Source organism: Kitasatospora sp. NPDC087314, assembly GCF_044744365.1.
Taxonomy (GTDB): Bacteria; Actinomycetota; Actinomycetes; order Streptomycetales; family Streptomycetaceae; genus Kitasatospora.
This window is the reverse complement of sequence record NZ_JBIUYE010000002.1, coordinates 25,907-40,372: the sequence shown is the minus strand read 5'-3', so window position 1 is coordinate 40,372 and position 14,466 is coordinate 25,907. Positions and strand designations below refer to the sequence as shown.

Annotated in this window: 11 protein-coding genes; 6 read left to right on the top strand and 5 right to left on the bottom strand. The window is 71.8% G+C overall.

The features are described from left to right. Positions 1–9: 9 nt before the first annotated feature. The gene (locus tag ACIO5E_RS04080) at positions 10–519 is read right to left on the bottom strand and encodes an NUDIX hydrolase (protein WP_400663558.1); all 510 of its coding nucleotides are present in this window, start codon (positions 517–519) and stop codon (positions 10–12) included. 84 nt (positions 520–603) lie between these two features. On the opposite strand from ACIO5E_RS04080, the gene ACIO5E_RS04075 reads away from it, so the two are divergent. Further along, on the top strand, positions 604–1,827 hold the full coding sequence (locus ACIO5E_RS04075; protein WP_400663555.1) for a serine hydrolase domain-containing protein: 1,224 nt from the start codon (positions 604–606) through the stop codon (positions 1,825–1,827). A 68-nt stretch (positions 1,828–1,895) separates the two neighbouring features. Here the strand turns inward: ACIO5E_RS04075 and ACIO5E_RS04070 are convergent, their stop codons facing one another. From ACIO5E_RS04070 to ACIO5E_RS04060, 3 genes are all read right to left on the bottom strand, one after another. Further along, positions 1,896–2,219 carry a nuclear transport factor 2 family protein gene (locus tag ACIO5E_RS04070; protein WP_400663552.1) on the bottom strand — a complete coding sequence of 108 codons (324 nt, stop codon included), beginning with the start codon at positions 2,217–2,219 and terminating at the stop codon, positions 1,896–1,898. A 317-nt stretch (positions 2,220–2,536) separates the two neighbouring features. Next, complete coding sequence (locus ACIO5E_RS04065) at positions 2,537–4,060, bottom strand: aldehyde dehydrogenase family protein (protein ID WP_400663550.1); 1,524 nt, start codon at positions 4,058–4,060, stop codon at positions 2,537–2,539. A gap of 259 nt (positions 4,061–4,319) precedes the next feature. Next, on the bottom strand, positions 4,320–5,267 hold the full coding sequence (locus ACIO5E_RS04060) for a terpene cyclase (RefSeq protein ID WP_400663548.1): 948 nt from the start codon (positions 5,265–5,267) through the stop codon (positions 4,320–4,322). Between the two features lie 326 nt (positions 5,268–5,593). Between ACIO5E_RS04060 and ACIO5E_RS04055 the strand changes: the two genes are divergently transcribed. Beyond that, positions 5,594–8,614, top strand: a complete 3,021-nt coding sequence (locus ACIO5E_RS04055; RefSeq protein ID WP_400663546.1) for an ATP-binding protein — start codon at positions 5,594–5,596, stop codon at positions 8,612–8,614. 227 nt (positions 8,615–8,841) lie between these two features. After that, entirely contained in the window at positions 8,842–9,906 is a 1,065-nt protein-coding gene (locus ACIO5E_RS04050; RefSeq protein WP_400663543.1) for an aldose epimerase family protein, read from the top strand. Between the two features lie 128 nt (positions 9,907–10,034). Here ACIO5E_RS04050 and ACIO5E_RS04045 read toward each other — a convergent pair whose 3' ends face one another. Beyond that, positions 10,035–10,571 (bottom strand): GNAT family N-acetyltransferase, encoded by a 537-nt coding sequence (locus tag ACIO5E_RS04045; RefSeq protein ID WP_400663540.1) that lies wholly within the window; start codon positions 10,569–10,571, stop codon positions 10,035–10,037. A gap of 310 nt (positions 10,572–10,881) precedes the next feature. Here ACIO5E_RS04045 and ACIO5E_RS04040 point away from each other — a divergent pair, with 310 nt between their 5' ends. The 3 genes from ACIO5E_RS04040 to ACIO5E_RS04030 all read left to right on the top strand — a co-directional run bounded on the left by ACIO5E_RS04040 (position 10,882) and on the right by ACIO5E_RS04030 (position 14,443). Further along, a complete protein-coding gene (locus ACIO5E_RS04040) occupies positions 10,882–12,159 on the top strand; it encodes an extracellular solute-binding protein (RefSeq protein ID WP_400663537.1) in 1,278 nt (425 codons plus the stop codon). 284 nt (positions 12,160–12,443) lie between these two features. Next, the gene (locus ACIO5E_RS04035; protein ID WP_400663534.1) at positions 12,444–13,448 is read left to right on the top strand and encodes a carbohydrate ABC transporter permease; all 1,005 of its coding nucleotides are present in this window, start codon (positions 12,444–12,446) and stop codon (positions 13,446–13,448) included. Between the two features lie 89 nt (positions 13,449–13,537). Beyond that, the gene (locus ACIO5E_RS04030; protein WP_400663531.1) at positions 13,538–14,443 is read left to right on the top strand and encodes a sugar ABC transporter permease; all 906 of its coding nucleotides are present in this window, start codon (positions 13,538–13,540) and stop codon (positions 14,441–14,443) included. The last annotated feature ends 23 nt before the right edge of the window (positions 14,444–14,466 follow it).

Here is a 14,466-nt window from a genome sequence, read left to right as displayed (position 1 = left end):
CCACGGGGCCTATGAGGCGTGGAGGTCCAGGTAGCGGCGGTAGGCCTCGCGGCCGTCGGGGACGAAGTCGTCGCGGGTGAGGCGGTCGGCGAGTTCGGCGGGGGTGAGCCAGGCGTGCCAGGCGACCTCGGACTCCTGCGGCGAGACCGGGCCGTCCCACCGGGCCTCGTACAGGTCGCACCACCAGGAGAGCCGGTCCTGCCGGAAGAGGAACTTGAACAGCGGGCGCGGCGCGATCCCGTGCACGCCGAGTTCCTCCTCGGCCTCGCGGACGGCGGCCGCGGCGTACGTCTCGCCGGAGCCGACCACGCCGCCGACGAACATGTCGTACGCGCCGGGGGCGAACAGCTTGGTGTCGGTGCGGCGGTGGACGAAGATCCGCCCGGCCGGGTCGGAGACCAGGATGAAGGCGCACCGGTGGGTGAGCCCCCGCCGGTACACCTCCCCGCGCACCGCGGTCCCGATCACCCGGTCGTGCTCGTCGACGACGTCCAGCAGCTCTTCGGCAGGGTTGGTCATGATCGACAGGTTAGGGTTTCCGGGCCCGCTTCGAAAGCGGGCGCGAACGGACGAGCGGAACCGACAGGCTGAGGGCGGCACGCGGTGGTGGAGATCTGGGGCGAGACGGCCGAGGGGTTCGAGCCCGTACGGGAGGCCTTCGCGCGGAACTTCCACGAGTACGGCGAACTGGGCGCGGCCTTCGCGCTGTACGCGCGCGGCCGCAAGGTGGTCGACCTGTGGGGTGGCGACGCCCGGCCCGAGGTCGGCGGACGACCCGCGCCGGCGGTGCCGTGGACGGCGGACACCGCCCAGGTGCTGCGCTCGGTCACCAAGGGCTTGACCGCGACCACCGCGCTGCTGCTGGCCGAGCGCGGCCTGCTCGACCTGGACGCGCCGGTGGCCTCGTACTGGCCCGAGTTCGCGGCGGCGGGCAAGGGCGGGGTGCCGGTGCGCTGGCTGCTGTCGCACCAGGCCGGGGTGCCCGCGCTGGACGTGCCGCTGCGCTTGGAGGACGTGCTGACCTGGGAGCGCGCGGCGGCGGCGGTGGCCGCGCAGGCGCCCGCCTGGGAGCCCGGCACGGCGCACGGCTACCACCCGTACACCTTCGGCTGGTTGGTCGGTGAGGTGGTGCGGCGGGTAAGCGGGCGCACGGTCGGCCAGTTCTTCGCCGAGGAGGTCGCCCGGCCGCTCGGACTGGACCTGTGGATAGGGTTGCCGGCCGGTGCCGCGCCGCGGGTCGGCCGACTGGTCGACCTGCCCGCCCCGGAGGCGGCCCGGACCGGGCCGAGCGGGCTGCGGCTGCGGCCCAAGCAGTCCGTCCGGGAGGCCTACCAGGACCCGGCCTCGCTGACGGCGCGCTCCTTCGCCTCGGTCCGCCCCGGGGTGGACCTCAACGACCCGGCGGTGCAGGCCGCCGAGATCCCCGGCGCGGGCGGCATCGGTACGGCCCGCTCGCTGGCCCGGTTCTACGCGGCGCTGATCGGCGCCGCCGACCGTCCGGACGGCTCCGGAGCCCTGCTGCCGCCGCTGCTCGGGCCCGAGGTGCTGACCCGCGCGGTCGGGCCGGCGGTGCACGGGCCGGACCGGGTGCTGATCGTCAACTCCACCTTCGGCCTGGGCTTCTGGCGGCACGGCCCGACCGCGCCGATGGCCTCTCCGGCGAGCTTCGGCCACCCGGGCCGGGGCGGCTCGCTGGGCTTCGCCGACCCGGAGCTCGGGCTGGGCTTCGGCTACGTCACCAACGGCATGCAGCCGGGCGTCACCGGCGACATCCGCTCGCGCAACCTGATCCGCGCGGTGCGGGGGTGCCTGGGGCTCTCCGCCTGAGGGCAGGCCCCTGTTCCGGACGCGCGCCGGCGGTCAGGCCCCTGCCTCGCGCTGACGCGCGCCCGAGGTCAGGCCTGGCCGGTCTCGAAGCGGGTGATCTTCCCGTGCTCGACGGTGAAGCGCCAGGCGGTGCGCATCTCGCCCCAGGTGTCGTTGGTGAAGTTGGCGACCAGTGAGTGGCCGCCGTTCGCCTCCGTCTGGACGTCCATCCGGCCGCGGACACCGAAGATCTCCTTGTCGATCCACTGGACGAGGTCGCGGTCGGAGCCGTCGTCGGACATGGTCGCGCTCGGGGTGAGCGTGTCGAGGAAGGCCTCGCGGTCGCCGGCGTTGATCGCGGTGACGAAGGTGCGCACGACGGGGTCGGAGAGCTTGGCGGGGGCGATGGTCATCGGGACTCCCGGAGGTGAGGAGGCGGGGAGTCCTGTTTAAGGCGTTCGTCGGGCGTGTCCGGGCATGTCGGCGGCGCGTCGAGAAAATCGCGGATTCATGTGCTTAGATCCCGAAACAGACGATTTGCCCGATCGGGGGTTGTGCAGCGAAGGGCGTCCGGACGGGCGCTCGACGCGGGCCACGGGGAGTGGCGGCGGAGCGGGAGGCCGGAACCGGTCTCCCGCTCCGCGTTTCCCCGGAGGGCCCCCGACGGCGCGAGACGGCGGTGAACCGGAGCGCGGCCGGCCGGCCGGGGGCGCGGCCGGGACGGGAGCGGCTAGAAGAAGCCGACCGCGTCGGGGGAGTAGCTGACCAGCAGGTTCTTGGTCTGCTGGTAGTGCTCCAGCAGCGCCTTGTGGTTCTCCCGGCCGATGCCGGAGTTCTTGTAGCCGCCGAAGGCCGCGTGAGCCGGGTAGGCGTGGTAGCAGTTGGTCCACACCCGGCCGGCCTGGATGGCGCGTCCGGCGCGGTGGGCGGTGTTGAGGTCCCTGGTCCACACGCCCGCGCCGAGCCCGTACTGGGTGTCGTTGGCGAGGGAGACCGCCTCGGCGAAGTCCTCGAAGCGGGTGACCGAGACGACCGGGCCGAAGATCTCCTCCTGGAAGACCCGCATGCTGTTGACGCCCTCGAAGACCGTCGGCGTCACGTAGTAGCCGCCGGCCAGGGCGCCGCCGAGGTCGGCCCGCTCTCCGCCGGCCAGCAACTTGGCGCCCTCGGCCTGGCCGATCTCGAAGTAGGAGAGGATCTTCTTCAGCTGCTCCGCGCTGGCCTGGGCGCCGACCTGGGTCTCGGTGTCCAGCGGGTCGCCCTGGCGCATCGCGCGCACCCGCGCCAAGCCGTCGGCGAGCAGCCGCTCGTAGACCGTGGACTGGATCAGCGCCCGGCTGGGACAGGTGCAGACCTCGCCCTGGTTGAGGGCGAACATCGCGAAGCCTTCGACGGCCTTGTCGTAGAAGGCGTCCGGTGCGGCGGCGACGTCCGCGAAGAACAGGTTGGGGCTCTTTCCGCCCAGCTCCAGCGAGACCGGGATCAGGTTGTCGCTGGCGGCGCGGGCGATCAGCCGGCCGGTGGTGGTCTCGCCGGTGAAGGCGATCTTGCGGACGCGGTTGCTGGCGGCCAGCGGGGCGCCGGCCTCCTCGCCGAAGCCGGTGACGATGTTGAGTACGCCGGGCGGCAGCAGGTCGGCGGTCAGCTCGGCCCACAGCAGCACCGAGGCCGGGGTCTGCTCGGCGGGCTTGAGCACCACCGCGTTGCCGGCCGCGAGCGCCGGGGCGAGCTTCCAGACCGCCATCAGGATCGGGAAGTTCCACGGGATGATCTGGCCGACCACGCCCAGCGGCTCGTGGAAATGGTAGGCCACGGTGTCCTCGTCCAGCTGGGAGAGGCCGCCCTCCTGGGCGCGCAGCGCGCCGGCGAAGTAGCGCAGGTGGTCGATGGCGAGCGGGAGGTCGGCGGCCAGCGTCTCGCGCACCGGCTTGCCGTTCTCCCAGCTCTCCGCGACGGCCAGCGGCTCCAGGTTCGCCTCCATCCGGTCGGCGATCCGCAGCAGAGCCTGGGCCCGCTCGGCGGGCGGGGTGCGGCCCCAGGCGGGGGCGGCGGCGTGGGCCGCGTCCAGCGCGGCCTCGATGTCCTCGGCGGTGCCTCGGGCGACCTCGGTGAACACCTCGCCGGTGACCGGGGTCGGGTCGCCGAAGTACTCGCCGCGCACCGGCGGCGTCCAGCCGCCGCCGATCCAGTGCTCGTACCGGGAGCGGTAGGCGACGATGCTGCCGGGGGTGCCGGGGGGCTGGTAGACCGTCATGCTCTGGTGTCTCCTCGCGACGTCGGGCGCCGCCCGGGCCGCGCGGCGGGGGCGGCGCGCCGGACCGCCCGGCTCGGGGCGGCCCGGCGGGAGGGTGCGGACACGCAACTCGGGGCGGGCGCCCGCCGGGGCGCCTGCCGTCGAGCACGATAGCCGCCGAACGCTGGTGCGGCTACGGTCCGTACGTCCGCCCCGCACGGAGGGTGCGCGTTCCAGCCGTCGTACGGGCGGGTGCGCGCCCGCCGGGCCCGGCGAGGCGTCAGACCGCGTGGTACCGGCCGGTGCGGGACTCCCAGCACAGGTAGCCGGCGAGCCAGGTGACCAGTCCGTCCGCGTACCGCTGGGCGATCGTCCGCTCGACCCGGGACAGGCCCAACTCCCGGTAGACGTCCGGCAGTCTGCCGTGCAGCTCCCCGCAGCGTCCGATCATCAGCTGCGCCTCCTCCAGCACCACCGCGCAGGCCTCCTCGGCCGAGCAGCGGCGCTCGCGCTGGACGATCATCACCAGGTTGTTGACGTCGCCGCGCGGGGCCTCCAGCGGGAACGACCGGACGTCGTTGCTGAGCGAGGGTATGTCGGCTGCCAGCTGGCGCAGTTGACGCAGGACCGGGTGGTGCAGGACGGCGGCGGGCACTTCGAACTGGCCGAGGCGTTCGACCATGTCGAAGATGGTCTCCATCGCCGCGGTGCCCCGTCTGAGCACCAGGTAGGCCTCCCGGTCGGGTGGCCGGGCGGAGATCCGGCCGGCCGCCTCGGCGGGGTGACTGGCCAGGTACCACTCCCAGTTGTACGCGGCGCGGGCCTGCCAGCGGGCGGGCATGCCGCGCACGCTGCGGTCCCAGAGGTCGGCGAAGGCGGTCTCGACCGGCGAGTCCTGGTCGGGTCGGGCGCCGTGCAGGACGGCGATCAGCCGTTCGCAGATGGGGGCGACCTCGGTGGGCCGGCGGCCGAGCGGGCCGTCGAACTGGTCGTCGAAGAGGAAGTAGAAGCCCATCAGGTCCGCGGCGAGGGCGAGTTCGTCCGGGCCGGCGTCCGGGTAGCCGAGGGCGGCGAGGTCGGCCACCTCCCAGTGGGCGTAGCCCGGGTGGTCGGCATCGGGGAGCAGCGGGTGGCGCACCAGCCAGTCGCGGTGCAGTGCGCCGGCGCGCGGGCCGTGCGGACTGCGGCGGTGCGGGAACGGAATCTGAAGTGAGGTGTCGTCAGACATCGGACTCCCGGTGCAGCGGAGGGTGGGGGTGCTAGCGGTTCGGGTGCTAGCGGTTCGGGTGCTGGGGGTGGGGGGAGTTGACGCGGCGAGGCTTCCGGGGTGAGGGTGGTGACGCAAGATCATCTCCGCCTCGCGGGCCGTAGGTTATCTGATGCAATGATCGGACGTTAGGTGTATAGGGCAATTGCCCTTGGCAAACCGTCCGAACCCTCACCGTCCGCCCCAGCCTGCGCGATTACCCCACGACGAGTGCCACGCAGCGCTAACCTCGGCTCCACGAGCAGTGATGCGAGCAGTGACGCGAGCGGCGAGGCGGAGGCGCGACGGTGACCGAGCAGGGAAACGAACTTCGGACGGGATCCGGTTCCGGCCGGGACGGCGACAGCACCTCGCCAAGGGTCAGGCTGCGCGACCGCGACGCCGAACTGCGCTCCGTCGAGGCGGCCGTCGACAAGCTCTGCCGCGCGTTCGCGGCCGGCGGCACCGAGATCGGCGAACTGCTGGCCTTCTCCGGCCGCCCCGGCATCGGCAAGACCAGCCTGCTGCACGAGGTCCGACGGATCGCCAAACTCCGCGACGGCGCCACCGTGCTGTTCGCCCGCGGCGGCGAACGCCAGTTCAACGAGCCGTACCACGTGCTGCGCCAACTCCTCCAGCCCGCCCTCACCAGCCTGCGGCCCGACGAGTTCCGCCAGGTCATGGGCACCTGGGAGGAGGTCGTCGGACCGGCCATGGGCCTCAAGCAGCCCAAGGCCGGCGCCCGCCGCCTCGACCCCCAGGGCGTGCGGGACGGCCTCGACTACGTCCTCACCCAACTCGCGCCTCGCCGGGCGCCGCTGGTGATGATCGTCGACGACCTGCACTGGGCCGACCACGAGTCGCTCTCCTGGCTCACCCAGTTCGCCGTCCGCTCCCGCGAACTGCCCGTCCTGCTCGTCTTCGCGTTCCGGGAGGACGAGAACGACTGGCCGGCCGAGATCCAGCAACACCGCAAGGACGTCCTCGGCCGCGCCACCGGCAAGCACGAGCTCAACCGGCTCTCGCTGGTCTCCATCACCGACATGATCCGCGCCGAACTCGGCGACAAGGCCGAGGACGCCTTCTGTTACGAGTTCTGGAACGTCGTCAACGGCAACCCGTTCGAAGCCGTCGCCCTGCTCGACCAGGTCCGCGACCAGGACCTCGAACCGGTCGAGGAGAACTCCCAGCAACTGCGCGAACTCGCCGTCGACGCCACCGGAATGACCCTCAAGAGCTGGGTGGACCGGCTCGGGGCCTCCACCCTGCGCTTCGCCTGGGCCTGCGCGATGCTCGGCACCGACATCCGGGTCGACCTCGCCACCCGGATCTCCACCCAGAGCGTGGAGGGCGCCCGCGACTCCATCAAGCAACTGCGCAAGCAGCGGGTGCTGACCCAGACCCCCAACGGAAACCTCGAATTCGTCCACCCGCTGATCGGCAGCTCGATCTACAACACCATGCCGGAGGCCACCCGCACCGGTATGCACGGCGTCGCCGCCGCCGAGATCGAGAACGCCGGACTCGGTCTGCTCGCCGCCTCCCGCCACCTCGTCGAGACCTTCTCCGGCGAGGGCGACGACCGCACCGTCCGCAAACTGCGCCGCGCCGCCGCCGAACACCTGCTGATCGGCGCCCCCGAAGCCGCCCAGCGCTGTCTTCACCGCGCCCTCAACGAGCCGCCCGCCGACGACATCCGCGCCGAGGTGCTGTACGAACTGGGCTGCTCCGCCCTGCTGACCGACCCCGGCGCAACCGTCAACCAGCTCAAACTCGCCCTCGACCCCGACGAGGGGCCGCTGCGCCCCGAGCTGCGGGTGGACGCCACCTTCCGGCTCTCCGAGGTGCTCGCCCACAGCGGCGAACTGCGCGAGGCCGCGCTGGTCTGCCAGGACGAGGCCGGGCAGACCGCCGACCCGGCCGGCAGGCTCCGGCTCCAGGCCGCCTCGTTCATGTGGCACGCCTTCCGCAAGTCCGAGGAGGACGGTCCCGGCCGCTCCACGCGGCTCGGCGCCATGTGCGACAGCCTCAGCGGCCGTGACGCCGCCGACCGGGCCGTCCTCGCGATGCGCGCCTGGGACCTCACCCTGCGCGGCGCCCCCTCCGCCGAGGCGCTGACCTACGCCGACAGCGTCCTCGACTCCGGCCGGCTGCCCCAGGGACTCGGCTGGACCAACAGCACCTGGGGCTTCGAACTGCCCTCGATGCTCGGCCTCACCTACACCTACAACGACCGCATCGCCCAGGCCGAGCGGCTGTTCGCGGACGCCATCATCCAGTTCGAGGTGGCCGGGTGGAGCGGTGCCCACCGCGGCTTCGCCTACTTCCTGATGGGCCTGGCGCGCTTCCGCCGCGGCCTGCTCGCCGAGGCCGAGGACTTCCTGCGCCGCGCGCTGCGACTGTCCGAGCGGATCGGCCCCAAGCTGCCGCTCGCGTGGGACGCCGTCGGCGTCCTGGTGGACACCCTGCTCGCCCGCGGCCGGGTCGACGAGGCCTGGGACCTCGCCGCCGAGTTCGGCTTCCACCCGCCGTACCACGCGACCGCCATGGTGCTGCCCGACGCGCCCTCGCTGTACGGCAAGCTGCTGATCGCCAAGAAGCGCCACGCCGGAGCGGCCGCCGCGCTCACCGAGGCCGGCGCCCAGCTGGAGGCCCGAGGCTGGCACAACACCGTCTGGGCGCCCTGGGCCGGCCACCTGGCCATCGCGCTGGCCGCGGACGAGCCCGACCGCGCCCGCGAGTACGCCCAGAAGGCCGTCCAGGACGCGCGCACCTTCGGCACCGCCTCGGCGATCGGCACCGCACTGCGGCTGAACGCCCAGATCGAGGACGGGCAGCAGGCGGTCGAGCTGCTGGAGCAGGCCGTGATGTACCTCGGGCAGTCGCCGGCCGGGTACGAGCACGCCGTCGCGCTGGTCGACCTCGGCGCCGCGCTGCGCCGGGTCGGGCGGTTGGAGGACGCGCAGGAGCACCTGTACCAGGGCATCGAGCTGGCCCAGCACTGCTCGGCCGAGGGACTCGTCGAGCAGGCGCGGCGGGAGCTGGCCAACTACGGCCTGCGGCCCAACCGGCTGGGGCTGCGCGACTTCCGGGAGACGCTGGAGACGCTCAGCCAGCCCGAGTGGGAGGTCGCCAACCTGGCCGTGCAGGGCGTGCCGCCGCAGCGGATCGCGGACGAGCTCGGCGTCCACCTCAGTCTGGTCAACCGCCGGTTGGCCGCCGTCTACCGCAAAGCGGGCAGCGGGCCGGACGGCCTGGCCTCCGCCCTCGGACTGCCGGCACAGCCGCGCGAGGCCACCCGGCCGGGCGACGAGTGCGAGGAGGAGTAGGGCGGGGCGTGCGGCGGTGCAGGGCGCGGCGCGCGGAGGCGTAAGGCGAGGGCGTGCGGAGGCGTAGGGCGGGGGCGCGCAGACGGCGCGCGTCTCCTGCGATGGTGTCCGTCGCCAGGGCCTGTCCGGCCCTAGGCTGACGGACACGGGGGACGCCACGGCGTCCCCGGGACGGACCCGGAACCGGGCGGTCGGGGCACACCGCGACCGCCAGTGAGGAGCAGGCCATGGCGAGCGAGGCCACCAGCGTGCGGCACGAACCCCTCGACCCCTCGGGCGCGGGCGCCGCGATCGAGCGCTGGACGCTCTCCGCCGGCCCCTACGAGGCGAGCGTGCTCACCCTCGGCGCGACCCTGCACACCCTCACCGCGCCGGACCGTGCCGGCCGCCCCGCCCAACTGCTGCTCTCCACCGACAAGCTGGCCCAGATCCTCGGCCCGGCCCGGCACTACGGCACCGTGGTCGGCCGGTACGCCAACCGGATCGACGGCTCCGAGGTCACCATCGACGGCGAGGAGCACCCGCTCGCCCCGACCGGTGGCGGCATCACCATCCACGGCGGGCCGGACGGCTTCGCGAACCGGATGTGGGAGGCCGAGCAGATCGAGGGCGGGGTGCGGCTGCGGCTGCACAGCCCGGACGGCGACCAGGGCTTTCCCGGCGCCCTGGACGTCACCGTCTCCTACACCCTGGACCAGGCCGGCGAGCTGGTGATCGCCTACCACGCCGTCACCAGCAAGCCGACCGTGGTCAACCTGACCAACCACGCGTACTTCAACCTTGCGGGTGAGGGCGCCGGCGACGTCCTCGGGCACCTGCTCACCCTCGACGCCGACGAGTACACCCCGGCCGACGAGCGGCAGATCCCGTACGGGCGGACCGAACCGGTGGCCGGCACGCCGTTCGACTTCACCGTGGCCACGCCGATCGGCAAGTCAGTGCACGACGACCACCCGCAGCTGGCCGGGCCCGGCGGCTACGACCACAACTGGGTGCTCCGGGCCCGGCCGGCCGACGGCACGGCGGCCAGGGCGGCGCTGCTGGAGGACCCGGTCAGCGGCCGCACCCTGGAGGTGCTGACCACCGAGCCGGGCGTCCAGGTCTACACGGCCAACAAGTTCCAGGGCGCGGTCACCGGCGCGAGTGGCGTCCCCTACGGGCCGTTCGCCGGGATCGCGCTGGAGACCCAGCACTTCCCGGACTCCCCGCACCACCCGGCGTTCCCGAGCACCGTGCTGCGGCCGGGGGAGGCGTTCCGCTCGACCACGGTGCTGCGGCTCGGCGTCAGCTGAGCGCTTCGGGAACGTCGCGGGCCTGGCGGGGATCGTCAGGCCCGTCCCAGGTCCCGTCCCAGGTCACGGGGCAGGTCCTGTCACAGGTCACGGGGCAGGTCCTGTCACAGGTCCCGGCGCGGGTCCTGTCAGAGGTCCCGGCGCATGCAGAGGCGGGGCCAGCGGTCCAGGCCGTGTTCGGCCTCCTTGCGGCGGATCTCCCGCAGGCCCGGGGTGACTTCGTGGTCGGCGAGCGGGCGGAAGCCGCAGCGGGCGTAGTAGGGGGCGTTCCAGGGGACGTCGGCGAAGGTGGTGAGGGTGAGCGCGGGGGCGTCGGTGCCCACCGCGAGGTGCTCGATCAGCGCCCGGCCGATGCCCCGGCGGGCGTGGTCGGGGTGGACCGACACCTGCTCGATGTGCAGGGCGCCGGCTACCGGCTCGGCGAGCAGGTAGCCGGCGATCGGACCCGGGGCAGCGGGCAGGGCGGCGTCGCCGGGAAGGCCGGGGGGCTCGGCGAGGGCGACCAGGGCGACGCCCTCGTCCAGGTAGTGGGCCAGCTCGTGCGGGGCCGGCGGTTCGTCGTGGGCGATCTCCGGCATGCCGATCGCGGCGAAGGGCGCCCCGGCGGCCCGTTCCAGTTCGCACAGCAGCGGCAGTTCGTCCCGTGTGGCGGATCTGATACGCATGCGTCCAGTCTGCTGCAAGCATCTTTCAGCCACGCATGGTGGTGGTGTCGGCCATCCGGTATCGACTCGAAGCGGTCGAACCCGGACATTTGGTCGCGCTGTCAACTACCGTGCGGCTACGTCCAGGACACGTGGGCGTAACGATCGCTGTTTCTTGCAGAAACTTGCTGCAAGGACTTTCCGTCGCTATTGCGCCGCTGTTAACTTCCTTCCCGAGCCCGACGGCAGCAACGGTGCGGTCGGCACGAGGCAGCCATTATGCGCCTGCCTCGGAACATCTCGGGCACCCCCACCCTCCCAAGGAGTTCTCATGCGGCGTGGCATCGCGGCCTCTGCCCTCGTTGTGGCCCTCGCGGTCTCGATGGCTGCCTGTGGCAGCAGCGGCTCCAGCTCGAACGGCAAGGCCGACGGGCCGGTCACCCTCACGTACTGGGACACCTCGAACGCCACCAACGAGGCGCCGAACTACCAGGAACTGGTCAAGAAGTTCGAGGCGGCCAACCCGAACGTCAAGGTCGACTTCGTCAACGTCCCGTTCGACCAGGCGCAGAACAAGCTCCAGACCGCGATGGGGGCCAAGGGCGCTCCGGACGTGTTCCGCTCCGAGGTCGGGTGGACCGCCGCCTTCGCCAAGGCCGGCTACCTGGAGCCGCTCGACGGCACCCCGGCCGCCGCCGACACTTCCGCCTTCCAGTCCAGCCTGATCCAGCAGGCCAAGTACGACGGCAAGCTGTACGGCGTGCCGCTGGTCACCGACACCCTGGGCCTGCTCTACAACAAGGACCTGTTCGCCAAGGCCGGCATCACCGACGCCCCCAAGACCTGGGACGAGCTGAAGACCGACGCCGCCGCGCTCAAGGACAAGGCCGGCGTCGACGGCTTCTGGCTGAAGGCCGCGGACGGCTACTACGCGATGCCGTTCCTGTTCGGTGAGGGCACCGACACCGTCGACGCCGCCGGCAAGAAGATCACCGTCTCCTCGCCGGAGGCCGTCAAGGCCATCGAGACCTACAAGTCGATGTTCACCGCGCCCGGCACGGTCAAGGCCGACGTCACCACCGACGCCTACGCGCACATGATGGACGCCTTCAACAGCGGCAAGGTCGCGGCCATCATCCAGGGGCCCTGGGAGATCACCAACATCTACAAGGGTGCCGCGTTCGCCGACAAGCAGAACCTCGGCATCGCCCCCGTCCCGGCGGGCTCCAGCGGTAAGGCCGGTGCGCCCACCGGCGGTCACAACATCTCCGTCTACGCCGGTGCCGATCAGTCCCACAAGGCCGCCGCCGAGAAGTTCGCCGCCTTCATGACCTCGGCGGAGAGCCAGGCCTTCATCGCGCAGAAGAACTCCACCCTGCCGACCCGCTCGGACGCCTTCACCGCCGACGTCAAGGCCGACCCCGGTATCGCGGGCTTCCAGGCCATTCTCGGCAGCGCCAAGCCGCGCCCCGAGCTGCCCGAGTACAGCTCGCTGTTCGCCTCGCTCGGCACCAACCTCGGCAAGACCGTCCAGGGCACCGGCACTCAGGACGCGCTGAACACCGTCGCCACCGACTACGCCAAGCTCCTGCCGGGCTTCGCCAAGTAGTCGCCGCCGGCCGTCCGGCCCGTCGCGATCGCGATCGCCTTGGCGACGGCGGGGCGGGAGCGGGGTGGCGTCACGGGGTGGGTGACAGATCACAGCGAACAGATAACAGCTGACAACTTTCATCATCTGTTATCTGTCAGCTGTTGTCCGTCTTCCGTCACCTGTGACCCGGTCACCCCCCGCCCCGCCACCCTCGGCGGGCCGGACGGCAGGACCCGTAGGACCAGCAGTCGCCGACCTGAGGCGGCGGGCTCCCCCGAGAATCCCCGAGAAGGTGTCATTCGATGTCAGTCGCCGTGCAGGGCGCCACCGGCAAGGGCAGCCGGGAGCGCGAGCAGCGTCCGGGCCTGCTGGAACGCGTCAAGCGCTCCTACGCCAAGCACTGGTACGCCTACGCGATGATCGCCCCGGTGGTCCTGGTCCTCGGCGTCCTGGTGATCTACCCGCTCGTCGAGGGCGTCTGGCTCACCCTCACCGACGCCAACAGCCTCAACTCCGCCCGGACCATCGGCGTCAACCACATCCCGGCGACCTACAAGTTCGTCGGCTTCCACAACTACGCCGACATCCTGTGGGGCCCGGGCTCCTACGACCGGTTCTGGTCCCACTTCGTGTGGACCATCACCTGGACGGTCCTGTGCGTCGTCCTGCACTACACCATCGGTCTCGGCCTCGCCCTGCTGCTCAACCAGAAGCTGCGCGGTCGCGCCGTCTACCGGATGCTGCTCATCCTGCCCTGGGCCGTGCCGACCTTCGTCACCGTCTTCTCCTGGCGACTGATGCTCGCCGACGGCGGCGCCGTCAACGGCCTGCTCTCCGCCCTGCACCTGCCCGAACCCGGCTGGTTGGACGACCCGTTGGCGCAGAAGGCGGCCGCGGTCCTGGTCAACACCTGGGTCGGCGTCCCGTTCATGATGATCTCGCTGCTCGGCGGCCTGCAGTCGATCCCAGCCGAGCTGTACGAGGCCGCCGAGATGGACGGCGCCACCGCCTGGCAGCGGTTCCGCCACGTGACCCTGCCCGGGCTGCGCACCGTCTCCTCGACCGTCGTGCTGCTCGGCGTGATCTGGACGTTCAACCAATTCGCCGTCATCTTCCTGCTGTTCGGTACCAGCGGCGGCTCCGACGCCCAGCTTCTGGTCACCTGGGCCTACCGCCTCGGCTTCGGCCAACAGCCCCGGGACTACGCGCAGTCCGCCGCGTACGGCGTGATCCTGCTGTCCATCCTCATCGTCTTCACCGCCTTCTACCGGCGCTGGCTCGCCCGTAACGAGCAGGCCAACGGCTAGCAGGCCAACGGCCCCGCAAGGCCAACGGCCCCAGCAGGCCAACGGCCGCGGCCCCGGACCCAGTTGACCCACGAAGGCAGGTAACCCCGATGAGCACCACCACCGAACGTCCCGCGCCGCCGGCGAGCCCGGTACCGGCCGCCCGGCCCGCCAAGACCCGCCGCCGCGGCGAGAGCAGCCCGATGGGCAAGGCACTGGCCCACGGCGCCCTGATCCTCGCCAGCCTGGTCGCCCTGTTCCCGGTCCTGTGGATCCTCTACATCTCGCTCGGACCGGACAAGACGGACTACCTCCACCCCGGCGAGATCTTCGGCAAGTTGACCCTGTCGAACTACCACCACGTGCTGTTTGACACCGACTTCTTCACCTGGTTCGGCAACTCCTTCCTGGTCTCCGGCGTCACCACGGTGTTCGGCGTCATGGTCGCCGCCACCACCGGCTACGCCGTCTCCCGGATGCGCTTCCCCGGGCACAAGCCGCTGATGTGGTCGCTGCTGGTCACCCAGATGTTCCCGATCGCGGTGCTGATCGTGCCGATGTACACGATCCTGTCCGACCTCGGCCTGCTGGACGGCTACCTCGGCCTGATCCTGGTCTACTCGACCACCACCGTGCCGTACTGCGCCTGGCTCCTGAAGGGCTACTTCGACACCATCCCGGTGGAGATCGACGAAGCCGGCCGGGTCGACGGGCTCACCCCGATCGGCACCTTCTGGCGGCTGGTCCTGCCGCTCGCCCGGCCGGGCCTGGCGGTGGCCGCGTTCTACTCCTTCCTCACCGCCTGGGCGGAGGTGGCCTTCGCCTCCACGTTCATGCTCAGCTCCGACAAGTACACGCTGGCCGTCGGCCTGCAGACCTTCGTCAGTGAGCACGACGCGCAGTGGAACTTCATGGCGGCGACCGCCGTGCTGATCGCGATCCCGTCCTCGGTCTTCTTCTACCTGGTGCAGCGCCACCTGGTCACCGGTCTGACCGCCGGTGCCTCCAAGTCGTAACGCTCCTCGCTCCTCTAGTCCCC